Genomic DNA, 14,244 nt, shown 5'->3' on the forward strand with positions numbered 1-14,244 from the left:
TCATCGATCGCCTGACTTGGGCCGCGCAAGCCGCATGGCCTCCCATCGCGCGCGTCGCGCGCCATCCGGTCCAGTTGAGGGTGGAAGATCCCGTAGCCAATAATCAAACCACTCCAGATTCTCCGCCATGGCGCCCAGCTGATTTGAGGGCAGATGGAAAAAATGCGTCTCGTTCGACGCCCAGCTCTCTCCGGGATAAAGTGATATTTCCGAGGGGATCTGCGCAGCGCGCAATGCCTGATGGAAATCGATCGCGGACTCATGTGGTTCGGCGATTTGCTGCAGCACGGGCGCCTGAGCGAAGCGCGCTCGATAGGAAGGGGCCAAAGCGGCATAATTTGGCTGGGCACCAGGATCGCCAGGAGCCCCGCCATAGATAGCCCGGTATACGCATTGGTGCGTGCGATAGCTGGTTGGTTCGAGAAACCCCCCATCGCCGCTGGATGCAGCTGAAAACAGATCAGCCTGGGTGACGGCAACATTCGCGATCTGGGAGCCATAGCTGTACCCTGCAATGCCGACATGCCTGGGATCGATCAGGCCTTCTGTATCAAGCGCATGCAATATTACACGGAAGCTCTCGAGCTGATTGAGCCAGCCCAGACGCTGTATTTCCGCAGGCGGCGTTGCCCCGCCGCACATGTTGCGATCTGCCGAAGCCTTTACCAGCTCGTCGCTTTGCGAGACGTCGGGCTCATTGGCCAGTATGACCATATATCCGCGTTCAGCGAAGAGCTGAATCGGATAATCCCATTGTATATCCTTCGACCCGAACCGTTCATCCGCGTCGGAACCATGCGTGACAAGCACAGCGGGGTAGCGCTGCCCGGATTTATACGCTCGAGGATAAATGATCAGGCTTCGCGCACGGTATCCATAGGCGTTTGTCAGGATGCGGGTTTCCACGCGAAGCGGCGTAATCGCATCATGTCGCGGCGACAGGGGTTGAAGCGCCTCTATCCTTCCTGTGCCGACCGTGACCCGTACGAAGGATGGCGCCCGCGTCACACCCTCGCGCGCGCAGACGCCTGCGGATAGGCTGGGCGCGAAGCTGCAATGGGTCAGGCTTTCAGGAACCTCGATCCGCGCCACTCTGCCAGCAGTATCTAGGCGGATCAGGCCATAGCGGCCCGCGCTCGTGAAGCGGACTGCTATGAGTGCCACACTCCCGTCTGGAGATCGCCAATGTCCAGGGGATCGAGGGTCCGACAATGTGGCATCAAGCACCCCATAGTCGATCAAGCGGCCATCGATTGTTCGCTCTCTCAAGCGACGCTGCTGGTTGACGCGCTCGATCGCGACCGTTCCGTCATGAGGTCCCGCGATGCGATCGGCGAACAGCGCGGGCCCTTCGTCAAGAGGGCGGCTTTTGCGATCCTCGAACCGCCAGCGGTAACGCTGGATATGGGGCACATTGAGATTGTCTGCCTGAAGTGCGTAGTCGAGCGCATCATCGTGCCAGATCGGCATGCCGCCCATATAACGCCCAACCCGATCAGGGCCGAAAACGTCAGCGATCCAGAGCGGCGGACCACCATCCTCCTTCAGGAAGAAATGTGCCGTGACCCTCGGGCCTCGTCGCCGATAGATGGTCAGCCGCGTGACGTCTTCATCATGCCGGATTTCTCCCTTTTCGTCCTCCGCGCGCAGCAGTGAGTAGAAGAGCCGACGCCCGTCGGGTGACCAGTCATAATAGGCAAGGCCAAAGCGTACTGGCCCGGTGAAGCCATAGCCGAATTGTGCACCATCGGCTGACCCGACCAGGACTGGCTCGGGATTGACGACAAGGGCTTGCATGGCGCCGTTGTTGCCGAACTGATAGAGCTGAACGCCTTGTCCCTGATCGATCAATAGGCTCCAGGCCATTTTGCCGGGAACGGCCTGGAGCCTTTCCATCCAGATGGAACGGGCAAGGATCCTGTCTCCATCCGGCTGGAAGTTAGTCACATGGAGTTCGAACTCCGTGCGGTTCTCCTTTCGGTTTGCGACCCGAAGGATGTAGGCAAGCGTTCGTCCGTCATCGGCCAGCGCGGTGCCGGCCACTGCAGGGATCGCCAATATGTCGTCCATGGTCCAGAAGTGGCCTTGAGCCGCGACCGCACGGCCCACCATCGGCTGTGCCGCCGCGAGTGTCAGCAAGATGGCCAGGCATGTTCCCACGCGCATCAACATCACCACGACCGGCGAATCTGGATGGAGAGAAAGCGTCCAATCGGGGAGTAATTGGTCGTATCGAAGGGCGTGTCATAACCAGAGCCTGTGACGATCAACGGGGGCTTGGCGTTGAAGACATTCTGCATATTGGCGCCCAATTCGAATCCGCCTCCCATCTTGGCGATGGCGGAAAGATCGAGGGTCGCGAGCGCGCGCAGGCGGTAAGCTGGCAGCCTCCGGTTATCGAGGATGCTTGAACTCAGATTGGTGAATGCAGAGAGGGTGAGCCGCGGTGTGACATAGCTGGCACCAACCCGGCCCTTGAGCTTGGGCGGGTTGAATATGGTGCCGGAAAGATCGACCGTCGGCAGGCCGTCGAACAATTGCCTGCTGCTATCGATCCAATTGCCATCGAAGCTGAGATCGAGCGCCTCGCGATCCGGGTCTCCGATCAGGTAACGCATGGAAAGGCTGATGCCTTTGTAGATCTCGCGTGCCATGTTTCGGTCGCGGCCATCCAGAATTGCGACGACCCGGCTGGGATCATAAGTGCCGGTCGTGCCATTCTGCAGACCGATCGCTGCACCGCTGATCAGCGACTGTTGCAAGGAGGTGGACGGGTCGAGCGTGACGAGGCTGTTATAGATCGGATTGTTGAGTACGCCGATCGCAGACGTCAGTGGCGTTGCAACACGATCGGTGTAATCAAAATGGAAAAAGCTGATGCTGCCGGTGAATTCGGGATGTTCGACTGGACGGAATTCCGCCGAGAAGGTCCAGCTTTCCGATTTCTCGGGTTTCAGGTCGGCGTTCGCGCCCCCCAAGATTATCATGGTCGAGTCGGCTGGAAAGCCCGTGGCATATCTGGCGGTCTGATATAGGACGGCGGAGTAGCTTCCATATCGCTGATACAGGGTCGGGAGGCGGAATGAGCGGCCCCAACTACCCTTTATCGCCAGGCCATCAAATGGCTCATAGACGATCCCCAATTTCGGAAGCGCGACGGAATCCGTGCCTGAGTTCGCCTCGTAGCGGAATGCTCCCGTCAGCCGAAGCGCACGCCCCAGCCGGGAATTCTGTGCTGGCGAAAGGATCGGGACCAGCAGTTCGGCGAAACCAAATCCGTTTTCACTGTGCTGCTTGAAGGCGTTGCTCGTGACGCCCAATGTGGTGGTGGTCAGTTCGATGCCGGTACGGCGATAGCCGCCGCCCAATGCAACGCGAACCTCGCCGGCCGGTAGGCTGAAAAGCGGGCCGTCGCCGTTCAATTCGATCGACTGAGCATCATTGTCATATTGCCGATAACTTGCCCCATAAACCGAGCCTCCCGCGAAGATGTCCGAATGAGTCTGGGATTTGTCGGCGCCGAACGACGACAGGAGATGCAGATTCCAGGATGCGCCAAGGCTGGCCGTAAGCGACGGGGCGACAAGCCACGACCGGGTGTCTGCCCGGACCGCCGCGCCGCTGACGGTGTGCGGCTGTCCCTCAAGGAAGCCGGCGATCACATCTTGCCTTCCGTCCTTGTACATCAGGTCGACATTGGCCTTCAGCTGACTGCCAATGTCCTGGAAGAGGCTTATCAGCGCGCTATCGCGCCCGAGCCTGGGGTAAAGCGATGAATCCGTCGCCATGCTTTTGGCGTAGGAACGGCTCGATGCTGGAATGTCGGAGTTGGACGAATGGTCCAGAACGGCGAGAATTCCGCCTCCGGCCCACTTGGCGCCACCCGTCAGATTATATTGCTGCTGGAAATTGCCGCCATCGGTCGAACCCCCGACTCTCGCCAGCGCGCTAACGCCTTCATAGTCGCGCTTCAGAATGACATTGACGACGCCGGCTACGGCATCGGCGCCGTAAATCGCCGAAGCGCCGTCCGTGATGATTTCGACACGATCCACTGCGGTTGCGGGAATGGCGCTGATGTCGACGGCAGAATTAAGACCGGTGTAGCTGAGGCGGTTGCCATTCAACAGCGTCAAAGTGGCATTTGGACCCAAGCCAAGCAGGTTGGGGGACGAAGATCCGTTGACGTTGACGTCGCTGTTGCCCTGGCTGGTGCCGACACCGGGATTCTGCCCTCCGCCAAAATTCACCGGCGAACTTCGGATGACCTCACCGAGGTCCGCTTGTCCGCCGCGGCGCATGTCTTCGGCCGTTATGACGCGAACGGGGGCCGACGGCGGCGCCCCGGTAATCCGGCTGCCGGTGACGGTGATGATGTCCCTCGAATTTTCATCGCTGATCGACTTCGAGCGGATGATCACGGCTCCATCCACGATCTTAGCTTCGAGGTCGGTGGTTTTGAGGAGCCGACCAATAGCTTCACTCGGGGTCAGATTGCCTTTGAGCGGGGCAGCGGCAATGCCCTCGATATCGCTGGCAGACATGTAAATTTCCCAGCCAGCGCTCGAGGCAACGGCGCGCAGAGATTGGTCGAGCGTCTGCGCAGGCAAGTCGATGACGATAGCCGGATCGTCCTTGGCCCATGTTGCTGGGATTGAAATAACCCCTGCCGCGCCAGCCATGAGCAATGCAATCGTTTGAACCTTCGTGACGGACATTGTTCCCCCCAATGCGTTTGCCGACCCGCCACATCGGCGCGTCTGGGGGGGATTGACGCTGCAAATGGTACGACCTTAGTCGTCGATCAAAATATTTTATCTCTTGCGCAGGTGAATGGCGCCTTGGCGGTGCACTGCAGCAAGTCCGAAAAGAGAGGCGATCCTCTCGGCAAAGCGGTCGCTATCCGTAATATGGAACCGTCCCGAAACCAGCAGATTGCCCAGGGGTGGCTCATCGAGCTCGATCGGCTGCCTTGCATATCGATTGGCATCCGCAATCACCTCCGACAGGGGCGCGGAATGATATTCGGTCCAGCCATTAGGCCAGTCACGCCGATCGGTGTCGTCCTGTCCGACCGCAATTGGTGTGAAGTCGCTTGCAAGATAGCCATAGCTTTGCCCGGCCTGCATCTTTGGGGCTACCCTCTCCAACACCGCGGGGCGCAGCAATCTTCGTAATTCGACCTCACCCGACAGCACGGCAACCTCGATTTGACCATCGGCCGCCATATCCACATCAAAGCTTGCGGCATTGGCCATAAGTTCGCCTGAACCAGCCTCGACGATGAAGGGGCGAGGGTCTGCGCTCACGGCTATACGAGCCTTCCCTTCGAGGAGCCGGATTCGACGTTCTCTGGTCGTCATTGCAACTTCGATCTGGCTGGCGGCGTCGAGCGTGAGATCGGAACCGTCGGCGAGCGCCACGGTGCGGATCTGATGCCGCGGCGCACGCATGCGCGCCGGCGCAGCTTCCTCGTTGATAGCGGTCCGCAGATGCTGGTTCGACGTGAAGGTCGCGCCTAGAGCTATTGCCAGCGCAAGTGCTGCTGCAATTCCCAGGCCGAGGAAAAATGTGCGGGAATGTAACGGCTTCTTTTTGCCATGGCGGACAGATGACTTCAGTATCTCTGAAGCCTCAAAATGATATCGAGCCCGCTCATAGGCCCGTCGATGATCGGCAGACTGATCCAGCCATGCGTCGAGATCCGAGGTATCCGCCCCCGGTTCACGAGCGCGCAGATTCAGGAACCAGGCGATAGCTTGTTCTTCGATGGCATCGCGGTCGACGCCATCGTCGCCATCCAGGTCGCTCATCGCGCCGCGTCCACGTGGCGGCTGATATGCGCGAGCGCCTTCACCATGTGATATTCCACCGTCGCGACGCTGATTTCCAATCGCTCATGGATTTGGCGATAGCTCATTTCATCCACCCGGTGCATCAGGAATACACGGCGGGTCTTTTCGGGAAGCGTATCGACGGCATTCTCGTAGAGGCGTAGTAGATCGGACGCCTCCAAATTGAGGCATTGCTCTGGTTGCGCGACGACATCTCGCTGCTCGTCGAGCGGAAAGATGACGACATTATCGCGTCCTATCTTTCGGGCTCGATCGATCAGCAAATTGCGGGCGATTCGTCTGACGAACGCGGCAGGATTTATGAGTCGTCCCGCCTGCTCGCTGCTTGCGGCGCGCACGAAGACTTCTTGGACAAGATCAGGTGCTGCATCCCATCCGGCGCGTTTGCCCAGATAACGCAGAAGCCCGGCTCGCTCGGTCTGGAAAGTTTGCGCAAGGCTTTCGGCCGGCGGAGAAACGGCGTCGGATGCCGGCGTCCCATCGGCGGGACTATTGTGGCATCCAGAGGATACGGACCTAGGCGGACGATGGCACGGGAAAGGGAATTGAGAGGGCACAAGTCAAATCCAGGCGACAGCAACTGCCATCGGGCAGCCGCCCGACTGTTTGCTTTCCCCTGCGCTATGCCGCGGTTCGACATGCCACTGTCATCTCTAGGCGGCCGCCCGTCCTTCGTGGACCGACGTAAATTATGCTTGGCAGGTATGCTTGCGAGGCACTCTTCGGATTTCCTCACGTCACGATGATGGCGGCATGTAATCGATTGCGCAAGGCAGCCGGTGCGATCAGAGGCTGGTAAACTGTGATGGAAAAAGCACAGCGGAACCTAGCCCCAAACATGCTTACCATGCGCTTACTTTGCGATTTTCGAAGGAAAAATAAGCGGTTTCGATCGGCCCCGGCGGGCCAGAATTCTTTGATTTTATTGAAGAATTCTGGAGCGGGCGAAGGGATTCGAACCCTCGACCCCAACCTTGGCAAGGTTGTGCTCTACCCCTGAGCTACGCCCGCTCTTGGCGGCCGGGAGAGTGTGTCCCTCTCGGCGGGTGGCGGCGAACTAGCAGTGGTTTCCAAAGTCGGCAAGGGCTGAATTGCAGAAAAATGAAAAACTTTTTGAAAAAGGAAAAAATCCCCCGTTTTCCGGAGGTTTTGGCGGTGCGATTAAATTGGCGGGTGGCGCCGGAGCGAACGCGGCTGTGGATCGGCCCATGGCGAATCGTCGAATCAAGCCGCCTTTGACCATGGCGTGCATGTATCTGCGCGATATTGGTCATGGCCGGGCATGCCGGTGGTCGCAGCTTGACAGTGGCGGGCGCGACTTCCTAGTCCCCGATGCAAAATCGGACCAAGGGGACGCGCTTCATGAAAATCCTGCCGCTGCCGTTGATGCTGTGCGCGCTGCCCGGCGTCGCCGTTGCCCAGGCGCCCGATGTGACGGCGGATGAGGCCGCGTCAATCGTGGTGACGGGCACGGGCCTCAGCCTGCCGCCCGGCACACCGGCCTATGGTTCGGTGGTGATCGACCGGGACCGGCTGGAGGATGCGGCATCGGGTCGGATCGAGAGCGTGCTGGCCGATGTCGCGGGCTTCCAGCAATTCCGCCGCTCCGACAGCAGGGCGTCCAATCCCTCGAACCAGGGTGCCACGCTGCGCGCGCTGGGCGGCAATGCGTCGAGCCGGACGCTGGTGCTGCTCGATGGCGTGCCGGTCGCCGATCCCTTCTTCGGCTATATCCCCTTCTCGGCTTTGGTGCCCGACCGGCTGGCGCTGGTCCGGGTGACGCGTGGCGGGGGCAGCGGCGCCTTCGGCGCGGGCGCGGTCGCCGGCACGATCGAACTGGCCAGCGCCACCCGCGACCAGATGCCGCACTTCGGCGCCAGCGCCTTCTATGGCAGCAGGGACGCGACCGAGCTGTCCGCCAGCATCGCGCCGGATCTGGGCCAGGGCTATGTCTCGCTCTCGGGTCGCTGGGATCGGGGTGACGGCTTCCAGACCACGCCCCGTGACCAGCGCGTCGCCGCCACCGTGCCCGCCGCCTATGATAGCTGGTCGACCAATTTGCGCGCGGTCGCGCCGATCGACGCGACCTCGGAAATCCAGTTTCGCGGCACCCTGTTCCAGGATAACCGCACGCTGCGCTTTGCCGGGGCCGACAGCATGAGCCAGGGCCAGGATGCCAGCATCCGCTATATCAGCCGCGGCCGCTGGCAGGTCGATGCACTTGCCTATCTCCAGGCGCGCAATTTCTCCAATATCGTCATCTCCTCCACCAGCTTCCGCAAGTCGCTCGACCAGCGCAACACCCCCTCGACCGGGATCGGCGGCAAGATCGAGCTGCGCCCGCCGATGGGCGAGGATCATGTGCTGCGCATCGGTATGGATACACGCTTTGCCACCGGCGACATGTATGAGGATGCCTATAATGCGGGCCTTGCCAGCAACCCGCTGACATCGCGTCGTCATGCCGGTGGCGACCAGATCACCAGCGGCATCTTTGCCGAGGATGACTGGACGATCGGAAATCTTGTCCTGACCGGGGGTATCCGGGCCGATCGCTGGTCGATCCGCAACGGCTTCTACAAGGCGGTCAGTGCGGCGGGCGTGGTGACGCAGGACAGCAGCTATGCCAATCGCTCCGACTGGGAATTTTCCGGCCGGGCCGGCGCGCTCTTCCATATCAGCGATGCGGTGGCGCTGCGCGGCGCGGCCTATAGCGGCTTCCGCCTGCCCACGCTCAACGAGCTGTATCGCCCCTTCGTCGTCTTCCCGATCACCACCCAGGCCAATGAAGCCCTGAAGCCGGAAAAGCTGAAGGGCGTGGAGGGCGGCATCGATCTGACCCCGGCATCGGGCGTGCAGCTGTCCGCAACGCTCTTCTACAACCGGCTCGACGATGCGATCGCGAACGTCACCATCGCCACCAACGCCCGCCAGCGCCAGAATGTGAACGCGATCGTGGCGAAGGGCGTGGAATTGACCGCCAGCGCGCAACTGCCGGCCAACTTCTCGCTCCTTGCCTCCTATGCCTATAGCCACAGCAAGGTCGATGCGCCGGGCATGGCATTCGACGGCTTCGCGCCGGCGCAGGTGCCGCGCCACTCGGCCAGCGCGACCTTGGCCTGGGCACCCAAGGCCGGGCCGGAACTGTCGGCGACGCTGCGCTACACGGCCAAGCAATATGAGGATGATCTGCAGAGCGATGTGCTGCCCGATGCGCTGACGCTCGACGTCCTCGCCCGACTGCCGATCGGCCATGGCATCAGCCTGGTCGCGCGCGGCGAGAACCTGTTCGACGAGGATATCGTCACCCGCAATGCTGGTGGATCCATCGACCTGGGCACGCCCAGGACGCTCTGGATCGGCGTCACCGTGCGCGGTTGAGCCGATTTCCGTCACACAGTTTCTTGCCCTCGCCTGGTTGCTGCTGGCGAACCTGATGGCCTTCACGCTGTTCGGGTTCGACAAGCGTCGGGCTGTGCGGGGAATGGCGCGAATCCGCGAGCGGACCTTGCTGCTCTGGGCGCTCGCAGGGGGGACGCCGGGTGCATTTGCCGCGCGCCACCTCTTTCGTCACAAGACGCGCAAACAGCCTTTCGTCCGGTGGCTATGGCTGATCGCGGCGGCGCAGGCGCTGGTCCTCGCCGGATGGGCGATGATCTGATTTTTCATCTGTCGGGGGAGAAATGGTGCTGCCGGCGAGGATTGAACTCGCGACCTCAGCCTTACCAAGGATGCGCTCTACCACTGAGCTACGGCAGCACTCTATTTCGTCTCCGTCGCGCCGTGCGCTTCGGAGGTCGCGCCTATGGCCGCCCCATTGCCTCCTGTCAAGGCGGGTTGCGGCAGATAATGCATTTTGCTTATGCGCTTCGTCATGAGCGAGACCCAGGACGAAAAGAAAGCAAGGCTGGCGCAGGCGCTGCGCGACAATCTGCGGCGGCGCAAGGCCCAGAGCCGCGATGTGGCGCGGGAAGGGGCTGAGCCCGCCCCCGCGCCGGAACCGTCGAAAGACTGATTCGCGTTACAGGGCCGCGCAGGCCGCCTGGAGCCAGGCCAGCGCTTCGCCGTCGAGCTGCGGGCCGACCACGGCCAGCACCTGCGCATGATAGGCGTCGACCCAGGCGCGCTCGCCCGCGTCCAGCAGGTCGGTGGCGATGGCGTTGCGGTCGATCGGCGCGAAGGTCAGAGTCTCGAAACCCAGCATCGGCTTTTCGCCGCCGGCGATCGCCCGTTCCTCGACCAGCACCAGATTCTCGATCCGGATGCCATATTCGCCGGTCTTGTAATAGCCCGGCTCGTTCGAGAGGATCATGCCCGCCACCAGCGGCTCGTCGCCGCCGCCGAAGGTCGCGATCCGCTGCGGCCCTTCATGCACCGACAGGAAGCTGCCGACGCCATGGCCGGTGCCATGGGCATAATCCAGTCCCTGTGCCCAGAGATATTGGCGTGCCAGCACGTCGAGCTGGCCGCCGCGCGTGCCGACCGGGAAGACCGCGCGGGCCAGCGCGATGTGACCCTTCAGCACCAGGGTGAAGCGCTGCTTCATCTCTTCGCTAGGGCTGCCGATGGCGATGGTGCGGGTGACGTCGGTGGTGCCGTCACGATACTGGCCGCCCGAATCGACCAGATAGAAGCTGCCGGTCTCGATCGGCCGGTTGGTCTTTTCCTCGACGCGATAATGGACGACCGCGCCATTGGGGCCGGCGCCGCTGATCGTGTCGAAGGACAGATCCTCCAGCAGGCCGGTATCCTTGCGGAACGCTTCCAGCCGGTCCGAGGCGGAGAGTTCGGTCAGGCCGCCCTTGGGCGCTTCCACCGCGATCCAGTGGAGGAAGCAGCTCAGGGCCGCACCATCGCGCGCCTGCGCCGCCTTGTGGCCGGCAATCTCGGTATCATTCTTGATCGCCTTGGGCAGCACGGCGGGGTCGCGCAGGCTCAGCACCTGCGCACCGCCGGCGTCGAGCGCCTCGAAGATGGCGGCGACGGCGCGCTCGGGGTCGGCGACGACGGTCTTGCCCTTGAGGTCGGCGAGCGCATCGGCAAAGGCGGCGCGGTCATGGATGCGCACCGCATTGCCCAGATGCTTGGCAACCGCCTCGTCCATCTTCTCCGGCGCGACATAGAGGTCGGCGGTCGCATCGGCATGGACGATGGCATAGGCCAGCGCGACCGGGGTGCGCTCGACATCCTTGCCGCGGATGTTGAAGGCCCAGGCGATCGAATCGAGCGCGGAGAGGACGGCGGCATCGGCCTTCTTCGACACCAGCCAGTCGGCGATGTCGGCGCGCTTCTCGGCCGCATTCTTGCCGGCATAGCGATCCTCATGGACCACCAGCTTGGCGTCGCTGGGCGCCGGACGATCGGGCCAGACGGCATCGACCGGATTGGTGTCGACCGCAACCAGCTCGGCACCCTTGTCCGCCAGGGCCTGTGTGGCCTGCTTCACCCAGGCGCGGGTGTGCAGCCAGGAATCATAGCCGATGCGCGCGCCCTCGATCGCATGGTCCTTCAACCAGGCGGCGATCGAGGTCTGCGGCACGCTTTCATATTGCCAATAGGCGCCGTCCACCTGTTCACGCACCTGCAGCGTGTAGCGGCCGTCGACGAAGATCGCGGCCTCCTCCGGCAGGACCACGGCGCTGCCGGCCGAACCCTGGAAACCGGTCAGCCAGGCGAGCCGCTGGGCATAGGCGCCGACATATTCGCTCATATGCTCGTCGGTCAGGGGGACCACGAAACCATCGAGCTTCTGGCGTACCAGCTGGGCGCGCAGGGCCTTCAGGCGATCTTCATAACTGGACATCGAACTTCCCTTGGATCATTCCGGCCTCTTGCGTTGGCCATAATGCCGACAACATAGAGGGGCCGGCGCGCTTATTCCAGCGCAGCCCCCGTCTGGACCATGGATAGTTAATGACCGATCAAATGCAGCCGCCCCTGTCCCCGCCGATCGCCGAACGCCGCCCGCACAGTTTCGCGCATCATGGCATCACGGTGGACGATCCTTACGCATGGCTGCGCGACCCAGGCTATCCCGACGTCAAGGACAAGGATGTGCTGGCCTATCTGGAGGCCGAGAACGCCTGGTTCGAAGGCGCGATGGCGCCGCACAAGCCGCTGCTCGACACGCTGTTTCACGAGATGAAGGGGCGCATCAAGGAAGATGACCAGTCGGTCCCGCAGAAGGATGGCGACTATATCTACTGGCGCGCGTTCGAGACCGGGGCGCAATATCGCAAATGGTATCGCAAGCCCGCAGCCGGCGGTGACGACCAACTGATCCTGGACGAGCCGGCGCTGGCGCAGGGCCATGACTATTTTCGTCTGGGCGCCATGTCGGTCAGCCCCGACGGCCGCTATCTCGCCTATGCGATCGACACCAACGGATCGGAACGGTTCGAGGCGCGGATCAAGGATCTGTTTTCGGGTGAAATCCTGCCCGAAGTCATTCCCGACACATTGTCGTCGCTGGTGTGGACCAGCGATTCAAAGGGGCTGCTCTATGGCTTGGCCAATGAAAATTGGCGGACCGACAATGCGCGGCTGCACTGGCTGGGCCAGGATGTGGCGAGCGACGTCGAGCTGTTCCATGAGGATGACGAGGGTTTCCGCGTCTCGATCGGCCTCACTTCCTCGGAAAAATGGATCGTCATCGCGACCGGCGACCATGTGACCAGCGAAGCCTGGCTGGTGCCCGCCGACAATCCGACCGCGACGCCGCTGCTCGTCGCCGCGCGCCAGGCCGGCCGCGAATATGATGTCGATGAGCATGAGGGCACGCTCTATATCAAGACCAACGACACCCATCCCAATTTCCGGCTGGTGAAGGCATCGCTCGACGCGCCCGACCAGTGGGATGAGGTGATCGGCGCCGACGCGCATTTCTACCTGACCGATTTCACCCTGTTCAAGACCTTCTACGTCACCGAAGGGCGGCAGGATGGGCTCGACCAGATCGAGCTGCGCGATTATGCGACCCATGCGGCAAAGCGCATTCCATTCCCGGAAGCCAGCTATTCGGCGAGTCTCGACGACAATCCCGAATATGAGGTGACGAAGCTGCGCATCGGCTATGAATCGATGGTCACGCCCGACACCATCTATGATTATCATCTGGCAACGGGTGAGCTGGAGGTGTTGAAGGTCCAGGAAATTCCCTCGGGCTATGACGCCAGCCGCTATGCCACCGAGCGGCTGATGATCCCGGCGCGCGACGGCACGCAGATTCCGGTGTCGATCGTCTATCCCGCGGATTTCCCCCGCGATGGCAGCGCGCCGCTGCACCTTTATGGCTATGGCGCCTATGGTCTGGCGATGGAGCCGGGCTTTTCGACCAGCCGCCTGTCGCTGCTGGATCGCGGCTTTGCCTTTGCCATCGCCCATATTCGCGGCGGCGACGACATGGGCCAGCAATGGTATCTGGACGGCAAGCTCGACAAGCGCACCAACACCTTCACCGATTTCGTCGATGTCGCGAAGGGGCTGATCGATCTTGGCTATTCGGCCAAGGGCAGGATCAGCATTTCGGGCGGATCGGCCGGCGGCGAGCTGATGGGCGCAGTCATCAACTCCGATCCCGACCTGTGGGGCGCGGTGGTGGCACATGTGCCGTTCGTCGATGTGCTCAACACCATGCTGGACGAAACGCTGCCGCTGACGCCGGGCGAATGGCCCGAATGGGGCAATCCGATCGAGGATGAGGCCGCATTCCGCACGATCCAGAGCTATGATCCCTACACCCATGTCAGTGCGCAGGACTATCCGCCGCTGATGGTGACGGCCGGGCTGAACGACCCGCGCGTCACCTATTGGGAACCGGCGAAGTGGGTGGCGAAGCTGCGCGCGACCAAGACGGACAGCAATATCCTGCTGCTCAAGACCAATATGGGCGCGGGCCATGGCGGCAAGTCGGGCCGGTTCGAGAGCCTGCACGAGACCGCCGAGGAATTTGCGTTCATCCTGTGGCAGCTGGGAGTGGAAGGCTGATGGCGTCGAGCTTCACCAAGCAGTTCACCGCAAGGCCCGAGCATATCGATGTGCTGGGCCATGTGAACAATGCGGTGTGGGTGCAGTGGATGGAGCAATTGTCGGTCGAACATTGGATGACCGATGCCGATCCGGCCCATGTCGACGCCTATATCTGGGTCGTGACCCGGCATGAGGTTGATTATCGCGGTAACGTGACCGAGGGCGATGTCGTATCGGGCCGCACCTGGATACCGGAAGGGCCGCGCGGCGCGCGGTTCGACCGGCTGATCGAGTTCACCGGGCCGGACGGCAAGGTGAAGGTGTCGGCCAAATCCACCTGGGCGATGATCGACAAGGAAAGTGGCCGGCTGATGCGGGTGCCGGCGGAAGTCGCCGCCAACTTCATCGAGGGCTGAGCCGG

Annotated in this window: 10 protein-coding genes and 2 tRNA genes; 5 read left to right on the top strand and 7 right to left on the bottom strand. The window is 61.9% G+C overall.

All coding sequences use genetic code 11. The features are described from left to right. The 5 genes from ACI6S0_RS21190 to ACI6S0_RS21210 form a co-directional block, all read right to left on the bottom strand. On the bottom strand, positions 1 to 2,172 hold the full coding sequence (locus ACI6S0_RS21190; RefSeq protein WP_434405980.1) for a prolyl oligopeptidase family serine peptidase: 2,172 nt from the start codon (positions 2,170 to 2,172) through the stop codon (positions 1 to 3). Next, positions 2,172 to 4,718 (bottom strand): TonB-dependent receptor domain-containing protein, encoded by a 2,547-nt coding sequence (locus ACI6S0_RS21195; RefSeq protein ID WP_375284733.1) that lies wholly within the window; start codon positions 4,716 to 4,718, stop codon positions 2,172 to 2,174. The genes ACI6S0_RS21190 and ACI6S0_RS21195 overlap by 1 nt, the downstream gene beginning before the upstream one ends. Before the next feature lie 96 nt (positions 4,719 to 4,814). Continuing rightward, a complete protein-coding gene (locus tag ACI6S0_RS21200) occupies positions 4,815 to 5,813 on the bottom strand; it encodes a FecR family protein (RefSeq protein ID WP_434404235.1) in 999 nt (332 codons plus the stop codon). Beyond that, positions 5,810 to 6,412, bottom strand: coding sequence for an RNA polymerase sigma factor (locus tag ACI6S0_RS21205; RefSeq protein ID WP_234415660.1), 603 nt, complete (start codon positions 6,410 to 6,412; stop codon positions 5,810 to 5,812). The genes ACI6S0_RS21200 and ACI6S0_RS21205 overlap by 4 nt, the downstream gene beginning before the upstream one ends. Before the next feature lie 379 nt (positions 6,413 to 6,791). Then, positions 6,792 to 6,866, bottom strand: a tRNA-Gly gene (locus ACI6S0_RS21210). 351 nt (positions 6,867 to 7,217) lie between these two features. On the opposite strand from ACI6S0_RS21210, the gene ACI6S0_RS21215 reads away from it, so the two are divergent. Further along, entirely contained in the window at positions 7,218 to 9,236 is a 2,019-nt protein-coding gene (locus ACI6S0_RS21215) for a TonB-dependent receptor plug domain-containing protein (protein ID WP_434404236.1), read from the top strand. 55 nt (positions 9,237 to 9,291) lie between these two features. Beyond that, entirely contained in the window at positions 9,292 to 9,516 is a 225-nt protein-coding gene (locus tag ACI6S0_RS21220; RefSeq protein ID WP_434404237.1) for a DUF1294 domain-containing protein, read from the top strand. 23 nt (positions 9,517 to 9,539) lie between these two features. Here ACI6S0_RS21220 and ACI6S0_RS21225 read toward each other — a convergent pair. Next, positions 9,540 to 9,614, bottom strand: a tRNA-Thr gene (locus tag ACI6S0_RS21225). A 115-nt stretch (positions 9,615 to 9,729) separates the two neighbouring features. Here ACI6S0_RS21225 and ACI6S0_RS21230 point away from each other — a divergent pair. Beyond that, entirely contained in the window at positions 9,730 to 9,870 is a 141-nt protein-coding gene (locus tag ACI6S0_RS21230; protein WP_367348426.1) for a hypothetical protein, read from the top strand. A 6-nt stretch (positions 9,871 to 9,876) separates the two neighbouring features. Here the strand turns inward: ACI6S0_RS21230 and ACI6S0_RS21235 are convergent, their stop codons facing one another. Next, the gene (locus ACI6S0_RS21235; protein ID WP_434404238.1) at positions 9,877 to 11,658 is read right to left on the bottom strand and encodes an aminopeptidase P family protein; all 1,782 of its coding nucleotides are present in this window, start codon (positions 11,656 to 11,658) and stop codon (positions 9,877 to 9,879) included. 110 nt (positions 11,659 to 11,768) lie between these two features. Here ACI6S0_RS21235 and ACI6S0_RS21240 point away from each other — a divergent pair, with 110 nt between their 5' ends. Both ACI6S0_RS21240 and ACI6S0_RS21245 read left to right on the top strand, forming a co-directional pair. Continuing rightward, the gene (locus tag ACI6S0_RS21240) at positions 11,769 to 13,841 is read left to right on the top strand and encodes a S9 family peptidase (protein ID WP_434404239.1); all 2,073 of its coding nucleotides are present in this window, start codon (positions 11,769 to 11,771) and stop codon (positions 13,839 to 13,841) included. After that, positions 13,841 to 14,239: an acyl-CoA thioesterase gene (locus ACI6S0_RS21245; protein ID WP_004209723.1), complete on the top strand. Its 399-nt coding sequence runs from the start codon at positions 13,841 to 13,843 to the stop codon at positions 14,237 to 14,239. The genes ACI6S0_RS21240 and ACI6S0_RS21245 overlap by 1 nt, the downstream gene beginning before the upstream one ends. Positions 14,240 to 14,244 lie beyond the last annotated feature (5 nt).

This window comes from Sphingobium sp. DN12, from assembly GCF_051058005.1.
In the GTDB taxonomy this organism is placed as follows: Bacteria; Pseudomonadota; Alphaproteobacteria; order Sphingomonadales; family Sphingomonadaceae; genus Sphingobium; species Sphingobium yanoikuyae.

Coding starts and splice junctions, on each gene's coding strand:
- ACI6S0_RS21190 (WP_434405980.1), bottom strand. CDS start 2,172: ATGTTGATGCGCGTGGGAACATGCCTGGCCATCTTGCTGACACTCGCG.
- ACI6S0_RS21195 (WP_375284733.1), bottom strand. CDS start 4,718: ATGTCCGTCACGAAGGTTCAAACGATTGCATTGCTCATGGCTGGCGCG.
- ACI6S0_RS21200 (WP_434404235.1), bottom strand. CDS start 5,813: ATGAGCGACCTGGATGGCGACGATGGCGTCGACCGCGATGCCATCGAA.
- ACI6S0_RS21215 (WP_434404236.1), top strand. CDS start 7,218: ATGAAAATCCTGCCGCTGCCGTTGATGCTGTGCGCGCTGCCCGGCGTC.
- ACI6S0_RS21220 (WP_434404237.1), top strand. CDS start 9,292: ATGGCCTTCACGCTGTTCGGGTTCGACAAGCGTCGGGCTGTGCGGGGA.
- ACI6S0_RS21230 (WP_367348426.1), top strand. CDS start 9,730: ATGAGCGAGACCCAGGACGAAAAGAAAGCAAGGCTGGCGCAGGCGCTG.
- ACI6S0_RS21235 (WP_434404238.1), bottom strand. CDS start 11,658: ATGTCCAGTTATGAAGATCGCCTGAAGGCCCTGCGCGCCCAGCTGGTA.
- ACI6S0_RS21240 (WP_434404239.1), top strand. CDS start 11,769: ATGACCGATCAAATGCAGCCGCCCCTGTCCCCGCCGATCGCCGAACGC.
- ACI6S0_RS21245 (WP_004209723.1), top strand. CDS start 13,841: ATGGCGTCGAGCTTCACCAAGCAGTTCACCGCAAGGCCCGAGCATATC.